The organism is Microbacterium sp. CFBP 8801, from assembly GCF_014839455.1.
In the GTDB taxonomy this organism is placed as follows: domain Bacteria; phylum Actinomycetota; class Actinomycetes; order Actinomycetales; family Microbacteriaceae; genus Microbacterium.
In genome coordinates, this window is the sequence record NZ_JACYNU010000004.1 from 223,988 (window position 1) to 242,194 (window position 18,207).

The 18,207-nt window shown below is 69.2% G+C and carries 10 protein-coding genes; 8 read left to right on the plus strand and 2 right to left on the minus strand.

Going from position 1 to position 18,207, the window contains the following annotated elements:
• Positions 1-25: 25 nt before the first annotated feature.
• The 7 genes from IFR11_RS07255 (at position 26) to IFR11_RS07285 (ending at position 13,907) form a co-directional block, all read left to right on the plus strand.
• Positions 26-1,417 carry an aminotransferase-like domain-containing protein gene (locus IFR11_RS07255; protein ID WP_191915708.1) on the plus strand — a complete coding sequence of 464 codons (1,392 nt, stop codon included), beginning with the start codon at positions 26-28 and terminating at the stop codon, positions 1,415-1,417.
• Positions 1,418-1,469: 52 nt separating this feature from the next.
• Positions 1,470-2,306 (plus strand): aldo/keto reductase, encoded by an 837-nt coding sequence (locus IFR11_RS07260; RefSeq protein WP_191915709.1) that lies wholly within the window; start codon positions 1,470-1,472, stop codon positions 2,304-2,306.
• 10 nt (positions 2,307-2,316) lie between these two features.
• A complete protein-coding gene (locus IFR11_RS07265; protein WP_441005411.1) occupies positions 2,317-4,131 on the plus strand; it encodes a thioredoxin domain-containing protein in 1,815 nt (604 codons plus the stop codon).
• 284 nt (positions 4,132-4,415) lie between these two features.
• Positions 4,416-5,426: a GDP-mannose 4,6-dehydratase gene (locus tag IFR11_RS07270; RefSeq protein ID WP_191915710.1), complete on the plus strand. Its 1,011-nt coding sequence runs from the start codon at positions 4,416-4,418 to the stop codon at positions 5,424-5,426.
• Positions 5,423-6,391, plus strand: coding sequence for an NAD-dependent epimerase/dehydratase family protein (locus IFR11_RS07275; RefSeq protein WP_191915711.1), 969 nt, complete (start codon positions 5,423-5,425; stop codon positions 6,389-6,391). The genes IFR11_RS07270 and IFR11_RS07275 overlap by 4 nt, the downstream gene beginning before the upstream one ends.
• A 222-nt stretch (positions 6,392-6,613) precedes the next feature.
• The gene (locus IFR11_RS07280; RefSeq protein WP_192040458.1) at positions 6,614-13,444 is read left to right on the plus strand and encodes a PA14 domain-containing protein; all 6,831 of its coding nucleotides are present in this window, start codon (positions 6,614-6,616) and stop codon (positions 13,442-13,444) included.
• 70 nt (positions 13,445-13,514) lie between these two features.
• A complete protein-coding gene (locus IFR11_RS07285) occupies positions 13,515-13,907 on the plus strand; it encodes a hypothetical protein (RefSeq protein WP_156459489.1) in 393 nt (130 codons plus the stop codon).
• A 1,117-nt stretch (positions 13,908-15,024) separates the two neighbouring features.
• Here IFR11_RS07285 and IFR11_RS07290 read toward each other — a convergent pair.
• Complete coding sequence (locus IFR11_RS07290) at positions 15,025-15,786, minus strand: AAA family ATPase (RefSeq protein ID WP_191915713.1); 762 nt, start codon at positions 15,784-15,786, stop codon at positions 15,025-15,027.
• A 1-nt stretch (position 15,787) separates the two neighbouring features.
• Positions 15,788-17,359, minus strand: coding sequence for a phospholipid carrier-dependent glycosyltransferase (locus tag IFR11_RS07295; protein WP_191915714.1), 1,572 nt, complete (start codon positions 17,357-17,359; stop codon positions 15,788-15,790).
• Positions 17,360-17,382: 23 nt separating this feature from the next.
• Here IFR11_RS07295 and rsmI point away from each other — a divergent pair, with 23 nt between their 5' ends.
• Complete coding sequence (rsmI, locus tag IFR11_RS07300) at positions 17,383-18,201, plus strand: 16S rRNA (cytidine(1402)-2'-O)-methyltransferase (RefSeq protein ID WP_070409642.1); 819 nt, start codon at positions 17,383-17,385, stop codon at positions 18,199-18,201.
• Positions 18,202-18,207 lie beyond the last annotated feature (6 nt).

Here is an 18,207-nt window from a genome sequence, read left to right on the forward strand (position 1 = left end):
TGACTTCGTCGTTAATTGGAGCCGGATGCTCTCGCCCCGCGCCCTCGAGTCCCGCTCCGCCGCGGGGCTCGCCGCCGAGATCGCCCGTCTCGTCACCGACGGCACGCTCGGGCCGGGGGAGCGCCTTCCCACCGTCCGGCAGATGGCGGCCGACCTGGGGCTGTCCACCGGAACGGTAGCCGCGGCCTGGCGCGCGCTCGCCCAGGCGGGAGTCGTCACCTCTCGCGGTCGCTCGGGCACCTTCGTGCGCTCCGAGCGTCGCGAGTGGCTGAGTCCACGGGTACGAGGAATGTCCTCGAGCGAGCGGGCGATGCCACCGACACCCACCCCGAGCGGACTCGGCGGACGGGGCGCGCACGGCATCCGTCTCGATCTGTCGCTCGGCACGCCGGATCCGGCGATGCTCCCCTCGATCGAGCGGGCGCTCTCGCGCGCGCGACCTCGCGCCGACACCGGCCGCTATCACGACCTGCCCGTGCTCCCCGAACTGCACGACGTGCTCGCCGAGGACTGGCCGGTGCGCACGGTCGAGGCGTTGACCGTCGTCGACGGGGCGCTCGACGGTATCTCCCGCACGGTCGAGCAGGTGGTGCGCTTCGGCGACCGGGTCGCGGTGGAGTCACCGGGCTTCCCGTACATCTTCGACCTGGTCGATGCCACCGGCGGCGTCGTGATCCCGCTCGAGAGCGACGCCGACGGCATCCTCCCCGCCTCCCTGGCCCGCGTGCTCGCGCAGCGTCCGTCGACGCTGGTGCTGCAGACCCGGGCGCAGAACCCCACCGGGGTGTCGATGTCGGCGGAGCGGGCGCGACGCCTGGCAGACGTGCTGCTCACCGTTCCCGGAGGACGCGCGGTGACGGTCATCGAAGACGACCACTCCGCCCTCATCGCCACCGCCCCGGCGGTCACCCTCGCGCGGTGGATCCCCGCCCAGGTCGTGCACGTGCGCGGTTTCTCCAAGTCGCACGGCCCCGATCTGCGCATCGCCGCGCTGGGCGGACCCGCTCACATCGTCGAGCGGATCGTGCGCCGTCGCATGCTGGGACCCGGGTGGACGTCGCGGCTCCTGCAGTCGGTGCTGCTCGAACTGCTCACCGACCCGCGCTCCATCGCGCCGGTCCGCACGGCCCGCCTCATCTACCGCGATCGGCTCGATCGCATGGCCGCGGCCCTGCGGCGCCTCGGCATCGACATGGGCGCACCCGACGGGATCAACCTGTGGCTGCCCGTCCGCGACGAGCGCGCCGCCCTCGTCTACCTCGCCGCAGAGGGCATCGCGGTCGCCGCGGGCGGTCCGTTCCTCGCCGACGCGTCGGCGCAGCAGCGGGTGCGGGTGACAGCGGGATCGGTCACCGAGAACGTGCGGCTCGTCGCCGACGCGCTCGCCCGGGCGGCCTCGGCTCCTCCGCTGTCGTAGGGGCCGTCAACCCCCGGATCCGATGTCGGAGGCGCCTCCTAGGGTGGATGCCATGACCGTTCCCTCTGTGCAGCTCAATGACGGAAACTCCATCCCCCAGCTCGGCTACGGCGTGTTCCTCGTCCCCGCCGACGACGCCGAACGCGCGGTGACCGAGGCCCTCGAGGTCGGCTACCGCCACATCGACACCGCGGCGATCTACAAGAACGAAGAGGGCGTCGGTGCGGCCATCGCCGCCAGCGGCATCCCGCGCGACGAGCTCTTCGTCACCACCAAGCTCTGGAACTCGCGCCACGACGGCGACGACCCGCACGCCGCGATCGACGAGAGCCTGCAGAAGCTGGGACTCGACGCGGTCGACCTGTACCTCGTGCACTGGCCGACCCCGCAGGCCGACAACTACCTCAACGCGTGGCAGAAGCTCATCGAGATCCGCGAGGCGGGCAAGACCCGCTCGATCGGCGTCTCGAACTTCCTGGTGCCGCACCTCGACCGCATCGTCGCCGAGACCGGTGTCACCCCCGTGGTGAACCAGATCGAGCTGCACCCCGCCCTCAGCCAGCGCGAGATCGCCGCGTGGGGCGCCGAGCACGACATGCACATCGAGTCGTGGGGCCCCCTCGGCCAGGGCAAGTACGACCTGTTCGAGCTGCCCGCGGTCAAGAACGCCGCCGAAGCCCACGCAAAGTCGCCCGCCCAGGCGGTGCTGCGCTGGCACATCCAGCACGGCTTCATCGTGTTCCCCAAGTCGGTGCGCCGCGAGCGACTCGAAGAGAACTTCGACCTGTTCGACTTCGAGCTCACCGCCGACGAGATGGCCGCGATCGACCAGGTCGACCCGGGCGACGGCTCGGGCCGCGTGGGCTCGCACCCCGATGAGGTGAACTGACCTGAACCGCCTGGCGAACGCCTCGAGCCCGTATCTGCGAGCCCATGCCGACAATCCCGTCTCGTGGTTCCCCTGGGGGCCCGAGGCGTTCGCCGAGGCTGCGCGCCGCGACGTGCCCGTGATGATCTCGATCGGGTACAGCACCTGTCACTGGTGCCACGTCATGGCGCGCGAGTCTTTTCAGGATGCCGAGACCGCTGCCGTCCTCGATGACGGCTTCGTGTCGATCAAGGTCGACCGCGAGGAGCATCCCGACGTCGACGCCGCCTACCTCGACGCCGCCTCCGCCTTCACTCCCCATCTGGGGTGGCCGTTGACGGTGTTCGCCTCTCCCGAGGGGCGAGTCTTCTACGCCGGCACGTACTTCCCTCCCGCTCCCCGCCCCCCGCAGCCGTCGTTCCGCCAGGTGCTCGCCGCGGTGCGCGAAGCGTGGACCCTGCGGCGAGACGAGGTGGATGCCACCGGCTCCTCGCTACGCGACGCGCTCGCCGCCGCGGCGACCGATGCCGCAGACGCGCCGCCCACGCTCGACCAGCTCGCGGCGGCAGCCCGCACCGTCGCCGCACGCGAGGACCGCGAGTACTCCGGTTTCGCAGCGGGCCCGGCGTTCGAGACGCCGAAGTTCCCCAACACCCCGGTGCTGCGATTCCTGCAGCACCCCGCGCTCGTCGACGCCGCCCCCGAGGCCGCACCGGTGGCATCCCGTGCCCTGGCGGCGATGCGCGACTCCGAGATGCACGACACGATCGACGGCGGCTTCTTCCGCTACGCCACGCGCCGCGACTGGAGCGTGCCCCACTTCGAGCGCATGCTCACCGACAACGCGGGCCTCGTCGAGGTCGCGCTCGCCGCGCGAGACGAGGTCACCGCCACCGACGCCGCGCGCTTCCTGGTCGACGTGCTCCAACTCCCCTCCGGGGGGATCGCCGCGGCCCAGGACTCCGAGTCGATCATCGACGGCGCGCGCAACGAGGGCGGCTACTACCGCGCGTCCGCCGAAGAGCGGGCGGGGCTGGCTCCGCCGGCTCTGGATGCCAAGGTCGTCACCGGCTGGAACGGCCACGCCATCGCCGCGCTCGCCGCGGCGGGCACGCGCACCGACCCCCGTTTCGTCGAGGCCGCCCGCTGGGCCGCCGACGCCGTGCTCGAGAACAACGTCGCCGACGACGGGACGCTCCGCCGCGCCTCGCTCGACGAGATCCGCTCCGCCGCGCCCGCGACGCTCGAGGACTACGGCGGCTTCGCCCGCGGTCTGCTCGCCCTCGCCCGCGCGACCGGCGAGGTGGCCTACGCCGAGCGGGCCCGGGCGTTGATCGATCTGTGCCTCGGCGACGACGGCATCGCTCCCCCCGGCGGCGGGGATCCCGTGCTGACCGCGCAGGGGATGCAGCCGCGCGGGGTTCCCAGCGACGGAGCCGCTCCCTCGGGCCCGTCCGTGTTCGCCGCTGCCGCTCTCGACCTGTGGCGTCTGGGCGCGGGGGAGCGCTATCGCGAAGCCGCCGACACGCTGGTGCGCGTGGCCGCCGACGCGGCTCTCGCCGCGCCGCTCGCGCACGGCGCGATCCTCGAGGTGGCCCTCGGACTCGCCGCCGCCCCGCGCCAGGTGGTCGTGGTCGGAGACTCGGATGCCGAGATCGCCGACGCGGCGCGCCGCGTCGCCGCCGACGTGGTGGTCGTCGCGTCGCCGGCACAGGCCCAGGCGTTCGCCGCGGCGGGCTTCGAGCTGTTCATAGGCAAGATTGCCCTGGCCGGCGAGGCGACGGCGTACGACTGCCGCGCGTTCACGTGCGCGTTGCCGACGACGGATCCGGCGCGACTGGTCTGAGGCGGGTCCGCCCTCTCCGCGCGTTTCCCCGCTGCGCGCGGCCGGTGCGTTCCGACCCCCGCGCGGTGGTCCGCGGACCGTCCGACGCCGGGTGAGAGCCCGGATGAACAGCGCCCGCGCGGTCCTTCGCCTCCGGGGGCGACTACCGCGGCAACGGGCGGGCATGACCTTCTTCACCCGGGACGTTCGGCGCGGGCACGCCCGCGGAGGCCGGCGCGGTGGGCGCAGGATCTCGACGGTGCGCCCTGTCCGGCGCCCCCGATCCGGCAGAAGAGGACCCGCCCATGACCACGAACACGCCGCCCCGAGCTCTCATCACCGGAGTGACGGGGCAAGACGGGGGACACCTGACCGAGTTGCTCCTGGCGAAGGGGTACGACGTCTTCGGTCTCGTCCGTGGGCAGCGCAACCCGCGTCGCGACGCGTTCGCGCTCGAGTTCCCCGCCGTCACCCTCATCGAGGGCGACCTCACCGACCTCACGTCCCTCATCCGCGCCGTCGAGGTGAGCCAGCCCGACGAGCTGTACAACCTGGGTGCCGTGAGCCACGTCGGGTACTCCTTCCACAACCCGCTCCTCACCGCCGAGGTCACGGGCAAGGGTGTGCTCCACGTGCTCGAGGCGGTGCGCCTGGCGGGACGCGCGGGGTCGACGCGCGTCTATCAGGCGTCCACCTCCGAGATGTTCGGCGGTCTCGACTACAACCGCCCCGCGACCGGATACACCGAGCAGTCGACCTTCCACCCCCGGAGCCCCTACGGCGTCGCCAAGCTGTTCGGCCACTGGGCGGCGACGAACTACCGCGAGAGCTACGGGATGTTCGTCTCGTGCGGCATCCTGTTCAACCACGAGGGCGAGCGACGGGGCGTCGAGTTCGTCACCCGCAAGATCACCGACGCCGTCGCGGGCATCGTGACCGGCCGCCAGTCCCACCTCGAACTCGGTGACCTCACGCCGCGGCGCGACTGGGGATACGCGGGCGACTTCGTCGAAGGCATGTGGCGCATGCTGCAGCACGACCAGCCCGACGACTTCGTGCTCGCCACGGGCGAGACCCATTCGATCGAGGACTTCCTCACGCTGGCGTTTACCGCGGCGGGCATCGACGAGTGGCGCCCCTACGTCGTTCAGAACCCGGCGTTTTTCCGACCCGCAGAGGTCGACGTGCTGCTCGGCGACCCGGCCAAGGCCGAGAGCGTGCTCAACTGGCGTCGCCGCGTAGACCTCCCCGAGATGACGCGTCGCATGGTCGCGCACGACCTGGCCCTCAGCGCCGCGCCGGTCGCCGCGGGATGAAACGCCTCGTCATCACGGGCGTCGGCGGTTTCGTCGGCGGTCACCTGGCGAGAGCGGCCGCCGAGGCCGGATGGTCGGTGTTCGGTATCGGCCGCACCGAGCGGGCGGCATCCGGGATCGAGCAGGCGCTCGACGGCTATGCGGGGGTCGACCTGCGGCACGAGTGGCCGGCGTCGGCGCCGTCGGACGCCGCCATCGTGCACTTGGCCGGTCTCGCCGCCGTCGGTGCGTCGTTCGACCGACCGCAGCAGTACATCGCCGACAACAGTGCGATGACGACCGTACTGTGCGAGGCGGCGCTGCGTGACGGCGGCGGTGGGCGGATCGTGGCGGTCAGTTCCGGCGCGGTCTACGCGGCCTCCGCCGGCGAGTCGGTGCGCGACGAGTCCTCGCCGATCGGATTCTCATCGCCGTATGTCGTCAGCAAGATCCTCGTCGAGAATCAGATCGCGTTCTATCGCGCGCGCGGACTCGACGCGGTGGTGGCGCGACCGTTCAACCACTTCGGTCCCGGGCAGGGTCCCGGCTTCCTGGTGCCCGACCTGGCGCGCCAGCTCACGGCATCCGCCCCCGGTGAGCCGCTCACCGTCGGCAACCTCGACACCCGCCGTGACTACTCCGACGTGCGCGATGTCGCCCGCGCCTATCTCGCGCTCGCCGACGCGCCGGCCCTGACCCATTCGCTGTACAACGTCGCCTCGGGTGTGGCTCGTTCCGGCCGCGACGTCGTGACTGCGATCTGCGCCGCCGTGGGGCGCGAGATCCCCCCGCTACGCGTCGATCCCGATCGCATCCGTCCCTCCGACCCGGCGTCGATCCGCGGTGACGCGTCTCGGTTGCGCGCCGAGACCGGGTGGCAACCGCTCCTCGCCTTCGAGACGAGCATCGCGGACGCCGTGGTGAGCCTCGATGGGGCGGGCGCAGCGTGGCCGCCGTCCGACGAATCGGCGCTGCGGAGCGCCTGAGCCGGACTGCACGTCGGCGGGCGCCGGACGCCGTGGGGCCGGCGGACTCTCCTCGCGCGGCGGCCGTTCCTGTATCCGCCGCGGGCGAAGAGCGGGCGAGCGAAGAACGCCGATCTCCCGTCGCGCGGGTGAAGTGCGGTCGTTCGAGCCGCGGAATGACGCGGAAGCAGCGCGAACCCGACAAAGCCTGATGCCTAACCTCGGCGCAACCTGAGTCCTCGGGTGACGTTCACCGCCACGTCGGCGGCACCTTCGGGGGTGGGCATGTTCCTCTCTTCACGTCTCTGGCCCGGTTCGATCGTCGCCACGGTGGTGTTGATGGTGGGGACGGCCGTTCCCTTCGACGCGGCGATGGCGGTCCCACGTGTGGTCGTGTCCGCGGCCGCGCCCTCGACCGCTGACGCTCCGGCGCTGGCGGCGTCCGACGAGCCCTCACCGCCCCCGGCGCTTCCCGACGGGTCTTTCGCCATTCCGGCGAGCACCGACGTGGCAGACGGCGCCGAGCCGGCGGTGGTGCCCGCGATCGAACCGCCGCCCGTGGGCGCTGCCGTGGATGAGTGGGAGCGACGCCGCGTCCCCACCTCCGGTCTTCGCCCGGTCGATGAAACCGAGGACACCACGCGGTACGTCAGCGGCACGGGGTCGACCGTCACACGCGTGTCGTCCACACCCGAGCGGGCGCAGAACGACGACGGAACGTGGGTCGACGTGAACACGTCGGTGTCGCGCGACGGCGCGGACTGGACGGTCGACGACCACCCGCTCAGCCCCGTCTTTCGTGGAGGCGCCGACGAAGCCCCCTCGGTGACGGTCTCGCGCGAGGGCCACGACGTCTCGTTCGCTCTCGTCGGCGCTGAGGCCGGCGAGGTCGCCGCCCCGTTCTGGTGGTGGGACGACTGGGAGGAACTCACCTACCGAGACGTGACGGGCGGTGCTGACCTCGAGTACCGCGTCGAGCCGGGTGGGGTCAAGGAGTCGCTCGTGCTCGACGCCGCTCCCGTGTCTCGGTCGTCGTGGACGTGGCGTATCGATGCCGGATCTCTCACCCCGGCGCTCGGCGAGGCGGACTCCGTCGTGTTCACCGACGGATCGGGCGCCGAGGTGCTGATGATCCCCACCCCGATCGCCACCGACTCCAGCGGAGTCGAGGGCGAGTCGGGCGACACCGAGGTGGCCCTCAAGGTCGCGCTGTGGAAGGCGAGCGACGGTTCGTGGCGCTACACCCTGCGCGCCGATCGTGAGTGGCTGCGCGACCCCGCGCGTGTGTACCCCGTGCGTATCGACCCGACGGTGATGACTCCCAACGGCGCGACCGCGTACAAGTCCAACGGAACGGTCTGGCATGGCGCGCAGATGATCGGCAATACGCGCGAGGGCAACGGAAACCAATACTGGCGTTCGGTCGTTTCGTACGACTACGGCAACCTGCCCGGGCAGTTCATCGCGGCCGCGAACATGGCTGTGGGATACGACGGTGACGGCACGACCTCGTGGCAGCAGGGATGGGTCCAGCACGCGAGCGGCTTCTCGTACCATGGGACGGGTTCCCACCTCGGTTACTTCAACTTGGCGACCGATGCGGCCGAGATCGAGGGCGACGGTATCGTGGCCCGGCTGGCGAGCAACCTGCGTATCGGAGACCGTCCGGCGTTCATGATCGGGGGGTGGGAGGGGTCGAGCTACTCCCTGAAGCGTGTTCAGTCAGCGCTCTCGGTCGAGTCGTGGGGGTACCCGTCGGTGGGCGGGTGGGGTCCGGCCGACGGCGGCGGGGGCGTCTCGCTCACTCCGATGCTCGGTTTGAACGCCTGGAATCCCGGCAACCGCGCGCAGCAGTACACCTTCGAGCTCGCGACCGACCCAGGCATGACGAACCTCGTCGCCGGGCGCGGGTGGGAGGGTGGCACGCAGTATCAAGTGCCCTCTGGTGTCTTGCGCACGGGCACGACGTACTACTGGCGCGTCTCGGTCGTCGACGACCTCAACGATCTGTGGGGCCAATCGACGTATCGCCAGTCGCCCGTGTACAGCTTCACGACGAACAACGTGCCACTGCCGGATGCAGCGACGGCGGCGCCGGGCAGCGCGGTCACCGAGACGCCGGCCACGGTGACGACGTTGACCCCGAGCCTGCGCGTTGGAGCCGTCGCCGACACCGACGGGGTCGGCGGCTCTATGAGGTACCAGTTCAAGATCGCGACGGGTCAGGATGCGCGATCGGGAGCCGTGGTGACGTCCGGCTGGATCACGGCGGCGAACGGGGTCGCCTCGTGGGCCGTCCCGCCGGGAACCCTGCAAGACGGCGGGGTGTACTCGTGGACGGTTACCACCAACGATGGGCAGGACACGAACACCGAGAACGGTTGGGTGCGTCGACTGCGCACGGATCTGCGGCTCGGCGCGTCGGGGCCGTCTCCGTACGACTCCGCCGGCGCGGTGACGACGAACCTCGCGAACGGCAACGTGAACGTCTCGTTCGCCTCCCCGGCCGTGCAGACCCTCGGGGGCGCCATGGGGATGTCGTTCACCTACAACTCGCAAGAGGTGCCGGGCGCGAATCGGGGCCTGCTCGGCGAGTACTTCGATGCCCGCTCCGGCGGCGTGCCGCCCACCTCACCCGGCGGGTACACCTTCGCCGACAAGACCGCGGCGTTCGTGCGCACCGATTCGGCCGTGTCCTTCCGGTGGGGGCTCGGTTCTCCCGCCGAGGCGCTCCCGGCTGATCACTTCCTCGCGCGATGGACCGGTTTCGTGACCCTGCCGTCGGAGTTCATCGGGCGCTCGGTGCGGTTCGGAGCGACGCACGACGATGGCATCCGAGTCACCTACGACGGGCGCACGCTCATCGACCGCTGGCAGGGCGGCGGATGGACGACCCCCGCGGCAGACACGGTGACGGGTGTCGGCGGTGCCAAGCCCCTCCAGGTGGAGTACTACGAAGAGGTGGGTCTGTCGTACGTCGATCTCTGGGTCGAGTACACCCCCGATGGCGCGTCTTCGCCCACGCGGGTGAACGTCTCGCCCGAATGGTTCACCAAGCGTGTCACGACCCTTCCCCAGGGTTGGGGTGCGTCGGTGCCGCTGGCCGGTGCCGCCGCGACATGGGTATCGGCGCAGACCACCGACGCATCGGTGGTGCTGACCGATGTGACCGGCAAGACGCACACGTACACGAAGGCGGCCGCGGGAGGGTACACGCCGCCGACGGGTGAGTACGGCGTTCTCTCCTTGGACGGCAACGGCTGGGTCGTGTTCACCGATGAGGACGGCACTGTCTACCAGTTCACCAAGGAGGGACGCGTCGCGTCGGCCACGCCGCCCGAAGATGTCCGCAAGGCTGCCGCACCGCAGCCGATCTTGAACGCCAATGGCGTTGCGACGCAGATCGTGGATCCGGTGTCGAAGAGCGGCGATCAGTACACGCGCAAGGTCGTGTTTGGGTATCAGAACGGCGACCGCTCATCCTGCCCCGAGCAGTCGGGCGCGGGCTACGCGAAGGCCCCGGTCGACATGCTCTGCCGGATCTCCTATCCCGACGGCTCCGAGTCGAGGCTGTTCTACAACGGCAACGCCCAGCTCGCGGCGATCCTCGACCCGGGTGACGAGTCGACGCTGTTCGGCTACGACAATGCCGGTGGCCTTCTGAGTCAGATTCGGGATGCCACGGCCAACGACAGCATCCCCGTCCCTGCCGCGGCGGGGGCGGACGATCCTGCGTCGACGTCGATCAACTATGACGGCATGCGTGCCACGGGGGTGACGCTCCCGGCGCCGGATGGCGTCACGGCAGCTGAGCGTCCGACGCGCAGGTACTCGTACGGTGACGGACGCACGACGGTGTCGGTGGCGGGTCTGGCCGGGGTCTCTCAGACGGTCACCTATGACGCGGCGTGGCGGCAGACGGCATCCACGAGCGCGATGGGGGTGTCGACGAGCCAGGAATGGGATGCTGCGAAAGACCTCGTGCGGCGCATCACCGACGCCACGGGCCTGGTGTCGACGAAGGTGTACGACCGCACCGATCGGCTGGTCGCGGCCTATGGAGCTGCGCCGGTCGGGTGCTTCGGTGCCGACGGGCGCCCGGTCGACCGGCCGGTGGAGGTGGCGGGCTGCGGTGTCGTGCCGTCGTCGACCGGAACCGTGTACGACGGTGGGCTGAACGGTCTGCAGGTCGCGTACTACTCGAACACGCGCAAGCTCTCGGGTAAGCCCGATGCGTACGCCCTGGGTGTGGGTCCGGCGGACGGGACGTTCGAGAAGGACTGGGGTGGGGGCTCGCCGATCGCGGGGACGGTCTCTCAAGACAACTTCTCTCTGCGTGCGACCGGTCTGATCACCTTCCCTCAGGCCGGGACGTATCAGCTGCGTACCAGCACCGACGACGGCTCGCGTGTCTGGCTCGACGACGTCCTGATGATCGACCGCTGGGTGGATCAAGGGCCGACGGCCGCCGACAGCGTCGCGTTCACGGTGGGCGAGGGTGACGTGCGCCGCGTGCGGGTGGAGTACTACGAGAACGCGGGCGGCGCGCGTGTCGATCTCCAGTGGAAGCCGCCGGGGGCGGGGTCGTTCCAGGCCGTGCCCGGAAGTCAGCTGCGCCCCGACTACGGACTCGTGACCCGCTCGACGATGGACGATTCCACGTCTGTCGCGGGGGCTGCGGCCCCGTCGATCGTGACCGAGACGACGTATCAAGATCCCATTGTCGGACAGGTGTCGGCCTCGACGGTCGACCCCGGCGGTCTGGCGTTGAAGAGCACTGTGGTGTCCGAGACGGTGAACGGCGCCGGGTGGCTGCGGCAGAAGTCGAAGGCTCTGCCGGCTGTGACGGCGTCCGGTTCGATCTCGGATGCCAAGAGCACGACGCGCGCCTATTACGGCGACGACGAGCAGCTGTCGGAAGACACGTGCGGCGTTCCTGCGGGTACGCGTCAGTTCGGGATGCTGAAGTCGTCGACCGGGCCTATACCTGACAGCGGGCCCGCGATCGTGACGTCGTATGTCTATGACGCGATGGGTCGCACCGTCGGCACACGGGTCACCGGCGACGAGGCGTGGTCGTGCACGACGGTAGATGCGCGTGGTCGCACGGTGAAGGAGGTCTCGGCGGGCGGGGACGATGTCGCAACCGACACGGTCACGACGACCTATGCTCCGACGCCCGCGGGACTCTCGGTGACGGTGATCGGAACCCCTGTGCCCGGGTCGCTCACGTCGGCGACGACGACAACCACTGACCTGCTGGGGCGCGTTGTCTCGTACACCGATGTGTGGGGTGTCGTCACGACGCCGGTCTACGAATCGCTCACCGGCCGCGTGCTGCACGTGACGACGGCCAGTCCCGGCGTTGCCTCGTCGACGACGGCGTTCGCCTACGACCGCGATGGTAAGACGACGACGGTGACGTTCGATGGGCAGGTGTATGCGGCGGCGTCGTTCGATGCGAAGCAGCGCCTCGCGCAGGTGTCGTACCTGGGTGGGTCGGCGCTGGGCGTGTCGTGGGATGACACGCGCGGCACGATCGGGGCGCAGACGTGGTCGTTCCCGTCATCGGCGTCGATCACCGATGAGGTGACCCGGTCGGTCGCGGGGCGGATCGTGCGAGAAAGCATCTCGCAAGACGGGCAGTCGTTCGACTCCACCTACGGCTACGACGCGGCAGGCCGCCTCGTCTCCGCGAACATCCCGGGGCATGAGCTGTCGTACGAGTTCGCGTCGTCGGGAGGATGCGGGCCGAACACCTCCGCGGGTGCATCGGGTAACCGCACGCGATACGTTGATCGGTACACGGCGCCGGGGTCGTCGCAGACGGCTGTGATGACGGCGGAGTACTGCTACGACTGGGCTGACCGTCTGGTGTCGAACCCGGTGTGGGGTGCGGGTCCGGGTGCGTCGCACATCGCCGACGGCTTCAACGCCGACGAGATCACGTACGACCTCCGCGGCAACACGACGCGATTGTCGGACCTGTTGTTCTCGTACGACGCCGACAACCGTCACGTGGGGACACGGACGTACGCGGGATCGAAGGTGTCCCTGACACGGGATGCGTCCGGTCGTGTCGTGTCGCGGACCGTGGACCCGGCGGGGGATGCTCCCGAAGTGACATCCCGGTACGTGTATGCGGGTGCGGGGGATAGTCCGTGGGCGGTGCTGTCGGGGGATGCTGCGCCGGTGGTGTTCTTGTCGCTTCCGGGTGGGGTGACGGTCGATATTCCCGCGTCGGGGGCGGCGTCGTGGTCGTATCCGTCGTTGCAGGGTCACACGGTGACGACGGGGGATGGTTCGTCGGCGTCGGGTGTGCTGCTGTATGACCCGTTCGGTCAGCCCCTCGACCCCGACACGCTCGCGCTGGGTACGGGGGCGGCGAATGAGTCGGGTGCGGTGAGTGGGACGACGGGGTGGCATCAGGGGGCGCAGAAGCTGACCGAGGCGTTGGAGACGGCGCTGATCGTCGAGATGGGCGCCCGCTTGTATGTCCCGGCGTTGGGTCGGTTCCTGCAAGTCGACCCGGTCGAGGGCGGCGTCGACAACGACTACGTCTGGCCCACCGATCCGGTCGAGAAAAACGACCTCAGCGGGCGGGCCTGGTGGCACGACATCGGGCGCGCGATCACCGACTCACCGGCTGGTAAGGCAGCGTTGTTCGCGTGCGGGTTCGTCCCAGGACTAGTGGGCGCTGCCTGCGGAGTCGTGGAGACCTTGGCCTATGTGGCGCAGGGACGGCTCGGCGACGCAGCTGTCTCCGCCGCAGGCGCGGTCGCGGGAAGCATAGGCATGAAGGCCGTCTTCAAAGCTGCCGCCTCCACGCTTCAGGCAACAGTGGGGGCCCGAGCGATCGCACAGCTTGGCCGAGTAACGACCCGCGTCGAAGTGCGGCCGATCTCCCGCACTGTTCGCACACAACTAGAAGTACCACTAACCGCGGTGTTCAACGTTGCCAACAACGGGATGGGTGACGCCGTACGTCCGTTGGTAACCGGTTGGCGAGTGAACGTTTTTGGTACGCAAGCAACAAAGCGTAGCGGAGGATGGATGCGGGCCTATGTATATTGAGCGCATACCAGGTTCTGCCCGCGGGGCTCGCGTCGGAGGGTGCCTTTTTGCGGCGGCATTCAGCGCGCCAATGCTCACGTATGACTGGAGCTTGCCGGGCACGAAATCTGCACTCTGGCTGCTTCTCGTCACGGTCTTCTGGTTGGTTCGTCCGTGGTTCATGGGTGTTTGGCTAACTTCGGAATCGGTCATTGTTCGTGGCTGGTTCCGAACATCGGTCATGCTTCTGGCTGAGATCGAAGGAGTTTCTATAGTTCGGTACGCCGGCATGTTCTCGTGGGGATCGATCGGTTGGCTGCCCCTTGCGGGTGCAGTGGCGGTTGTGAAGATCCGAGTGAAGGGCGAGGCGCGCGATTTTCCCGGAACCATCGGAAGGCAAGTAACCGTCCGAGCGGTCGCTCGTCGAATCCGGGAGGCCGCGGGGATTGCATTGACACGCTCGGACTTCGATCCTTTGCAGTGAGCGCAGGCGTTGTGGACGGCGTACCAGGCGGACGGCTCTGCCAAGGCTAGGTGGACAACGACAACGTGTCCGCGGTATCCCCTTCTCAGGTAAACGCCGCAGATGCCGTCCTGGCGCGTCCAGAAGCCCCCGGCGCGATCGTCGCGGGCGCCTGTACAAGGGCAAGTCTGAGGCCTGCCAATACGATCGCGCGTTGGTCAGGACGTCTTGCAGAGACGATCACGGCCTCAGGCTCCCGGGAAACGTGCTGCACCGGTGAACACCTACGCTCGAGGTAGTCGACAAGGCAAAATTCGATACTACTGAGTGAAAGTTGTTGCGGTAATGAGTATCGATCGAAGAACAAGGAACGGCCGCGTCTTTCGCCTTTTCGTGATGACGTTGATTTTGATTTGGTTTCCGATAGGGGCTCTGATTGCAAGCATTGGACGACCCATTGAGAAGATTTTGTTGTTGATCCTTCCTGTATTTCCTGTGATCGTGGGTCTTGTTTGGGCGTGGCTGCGTGTTTGGTGGGTAGGAGTCTTTCTTGAGAGCGAGATGCTGGTGGCTCGTTCGTGGTGGCGGACACGCTCCTACTCGCGTAGCTCCATAAGGCGAGCGACGGGGGTGTTAGAAGAAGGGTGGTTCTACATTCTTTGCTGGCCCGTTGTGAGCGGATCCTTGCAGAGTGGGGTCGTGCAGCTCGAAACTCAGGACAACCTTTTTTTTTAGATGGTTCTCTCACGTCCCTTGGCTCCGCGCGTGCGGAGGCAGAGCGGGTAAATCGCTGGCTTGGGCTGGATGTGGGAGCGGGCGAAGGTCCGAGGCGACGTCGATCACAGTATGAATAGCCCAGTAATGCGGTACCCAAGGGTGCGCGGATGACGTTTGTCCACCCGGCCCGAGATGGAGCCCCAAGCGACGATTACCGACAAATTGAGTGGAGTTCCGACGAAGGCCGGACAACTCCGTATCCGCTCCCAGTCGTCGCCTGTTGCTCCGACGTCCGCCGGTCATCCTGCGTCACGACCAGAGGCAATCTCCGCCTGGCGATGACGACGATGCTCGTGGACTGAGCGGATCGGGAGTCCGCCAGAGGCCTGCCTCGTGGGGTATCGGGGCTGAACCCGCTCGTTCACTCCAGCAGATGCCGCAGGTACCGTCCCGGCGCGTCCAAGAATCCCCGGTGCAATCGCACCAGCTCCAGGTCTTCCCACGCGCTCTCGCGAATGCCCCACTCGCCGAGCTCGAGGATCGTCGCCCCCGGCAGGGCGGCGAGCACGGGGGAGTGGGTGGCGCAGATGACCTGCGTTCCGCGTGAGCGCATGCGGTCGAGCGACGCCAGCCAGCGCAGCGTGGACGAGAACGACAGGGCCGCCTCGGGCTCGTCGAGGCACGCGAGGCCCGCAACGTAGTGCTCGTGGTCGAGGGCTTCGTCGAGCAGGGCGTTGAACGACTCGCCGTGGCTCATCTCGTGCAAGCTCGGCGCCGGGCCGCCCAGTTCTTCGCGCCACGAGTAGTAGCCGTGCATGGTCTCGGCGCGTAAGAAGAAGCCCCAGCGCGGCGCGCGGGGGCTGCGCTCGATACGCAGCCACTCGCCGAGGGCGCTTTCGCTGCGGCGGGTCTCGGTGCCGCCGTTCGTCGAGCCCCCCTCGGCGGGAAGCCCGGCGGCCTCGGCGATGCCCTCGATGAGGGTGGACTTGCCCGAACCGTTCTCGCCGACGAGAAAAGTGACGCCGGGACCGAACTCCCACCCGTCGCCCGCCGCGACGTCGAGAAACTGCGCCACCGCCGGCACGGTCGCCGGCCACGCGGTGTGGTCGACGGGGGCATCGCGGAACAGCTTCACCCGCTGCACCGGCCGCGGGTCGTGTAGCCACTCGTCGCCGCGGCTCACGTCAGATCCAGGTGGGCAGCCAGTTGTGCAGGCGCCAGAACTCGTACGGCACCGGCAGCCCCGCCCACACGGGGTACCAGAACGCCGAGATCCCCACGCATACCACCACGAAGACGAGCACGACACCCTGACCGCCCGCGCGCGACATGCCGCGCGTCCCCTGAGCGATGTCACGCAGAGCGAATGCGAGCGCGAGCACCAGGAACGGCAGCATCGCCACCGTGTAGAACTGGAAGATCGTGCGCTCGGGGTACAGCAGCCACGGCACGTAGGTGGCGGCGAGCCCCGTCAGCACCAGCGCGTGGCGCCAGTCCCGCACGATGACGAACCGCACGAGCAGATACACGGATGCCGCGACCCCGGCCCACCAGATGAGCGGGTTCGCGAGGCTCGAGATCGCCTCGGTGCAGCCGTCCGGCAGGGCGCAGCCGTTCACCCCGAAGTCGTCTTGGTGCCAATACATCGACGTCGGGCGGATGAGCAACGGCCATTGCCAGGCGGGGCTGGCGTAGCTGTGCGGGGTGACGAGCCCGACGTGGAAGTTGTACATCGCCTGGTGATAGGCCCACAGGTTCTGCAGGGGCTGCGGCACCCACGACCAGAACCCGCTCGCCGACGCGGCGAGGCCGCGCATGTACCCGCCCGAGGTGAACAGCCAGCCCGACCAGCTCGCGAGGTACACGACGGCGGCGACCGGCACGAGCAGCACGAACGAGGCGAGGCCCTGGCGCACGGCATCCATCGGCCACTGCACGACACCCGCGCGGCGGCGCGCGAGCGCGTCGGTGACGACGGCGTAGATGCCGACCCCGGCGAGCACGTACAGGCCCGACCACTTCACGCCGGTCGCGGCTCCCGCTGCGGCACCCGCGGCGAGCAGCCAGGGGCGGTTCCAGAGGATCGGCCCCCACCGGGGCGGATCGCCCTCGCGCGCCGCGACGAGACGGGCCAAACGATCGCCGGTGCGCCGGTGATCGAGGGCGACGAACCAGAACGTCAGCACGACGAAGAACGTGAGAAAGATGTCGAGCAGCGCGATGCGGCTCAGCACGATGCCGAGGCCGTCGATGGCGAAGAGACCGGATGCCACGGTCGCCAGCGGAATCGATCGCGTCAGCGTCCGCGCGAACAGGTAGATCAGCAGCACCGTGGCCGTGCCGAAGACCGCGGCCGACAGGCGCCATCCGGTCGCGGAGTCGGGGCCGAGCACCGCCATGCCGGCGCCGAGCAGGATGCGTCCGAGCGGGGGGTGCACGACGTAGCTGCCGATGCCGGTGAAGACGTCGGTGTCACCGGCGGCGAAGCTGGCGTCGGCGCCCTCGGGCCACGTCGAGGGATACCCGAGCACCCACTGGCTCCACGAGTCCTTCACGTAGTAGGTCTCGTCGAACACGAGCTGGTGCGGATTGCCGAGGTCGATCAGACGCAGCACGGCCGCCACGACGGTGACGAGGGCGGGAGCCAGCCATCGCCACACGCGCAGACCCCGGGGATCGAGGAGCATCGCGTCACGCCACCGGTCGAGTCGCGTTCGCTCGATCGGGGCCAGCAGAGGAGGGCCGACGGTGCTCACGGCCCCCAGCCTAAGGTGGAACGGTGATCATCCTCGCGGCGACGCCCATCGGCAACCTGGGTGACGCCTCGCGGCGTCTCATCGAAGCGCTCGAGAACGCCACCGTCGTGGCGGCGGAAGACACGCGCACCACCCAGCGGCTCATGGCCGGCCTCGGCGTCGAGAACCGTCCTCGCCTGATCGCCCTGCACGATCACAACGAGAAGGAGCGCGCCGCCGAACTCGTCGAGCTCGCGCGCGTCGACGACCTTCTCGTGCTGAGCGACGCGGGCATGCCCACCGTCAGCGACCCCGGTTACGGTCTGGTCGCCGCGGCGGCCGCCGCCGGCGTCACGGTCACCGCCCTGCCCGGTCCGAGTGCGGTCGTCACCGCCCTCGCGGTGGCGGGACTCCCCACCGACCGCTTCGCCTTCGAGGGGTTCCCCCGCCGCAAGCCCGGCGACCGGCGTCGCGCCTTCGCGCAGCTGGCGTCGGAGGAACGCACCCTGGTGTTCTTCGAGTCGCCGTCGCGGCTGGCATCCACTCTCGACGACCTCGCCGCCACCTTCGGCGCGGATCGCCCCGCGGCGGTCTGCCGCGAGCTCACCAAGCTGTACGAAGAGGTCAAGCGCGGAACCCTCGCCGAACTCGCCGCCTGGGCGGCCGAGGGCGTGCGCGGAGAGATCGCGATCGTCGTGGGCGGCGCCAGTGCGCGCGAGGTCGCGTTCCCGGATGCCGTGACCCAGGTGCTCGAACTCGTGCGCGGCGGCACGCGACTCAAAGAGGCCGCGGCCGAGGTGGCGTCGTTGACCGGCCACTCCTCGCGCGAGCTGTACCAGGCGGGACTGGCCGTCAAACGCTGACGCGTC

Excerpts from the sequence above, each read along its gene's own strand:
- IFR11_RS07285 (WP_156459489.1), top strand. The coding sequence starts at position 13,515 with ATGCTCACGTATGACTGGAGCTTGCCGGGCACGAAATCTGCACTCTGG.
- IFR11_RS07270 (WP_191915710.1), top strand. The coding sequence starts at position 4,416 with ATGACCACGAACACGCCGCCCCGAGCTCTCATCACCGGAGTGACGGGG.
- IFR11_RS07260 (WP_191915709.1), top strand. The coding sequence starts at position 1,470 with ATGACCGTTCCCTCTGTGCAGCTCAATGACGGAAACTCCATCCCCCAG.
- IFR11_RS07275 (WP_191915711.1), top strand. The coding sequence starts at position 5,423 with ATGAAACGCCTCGTCATCACGGGCGTCGGCGGTTTCGTCGGCGGTCAC.
- IFR11_RS07255 (WP_191915708.1), top strand. The coding sequence starts at position 26 with ATGCTCTCGCCCCGCGCCCTCGAGTCCCGCTCCGCCGCGGGGCTCGCC.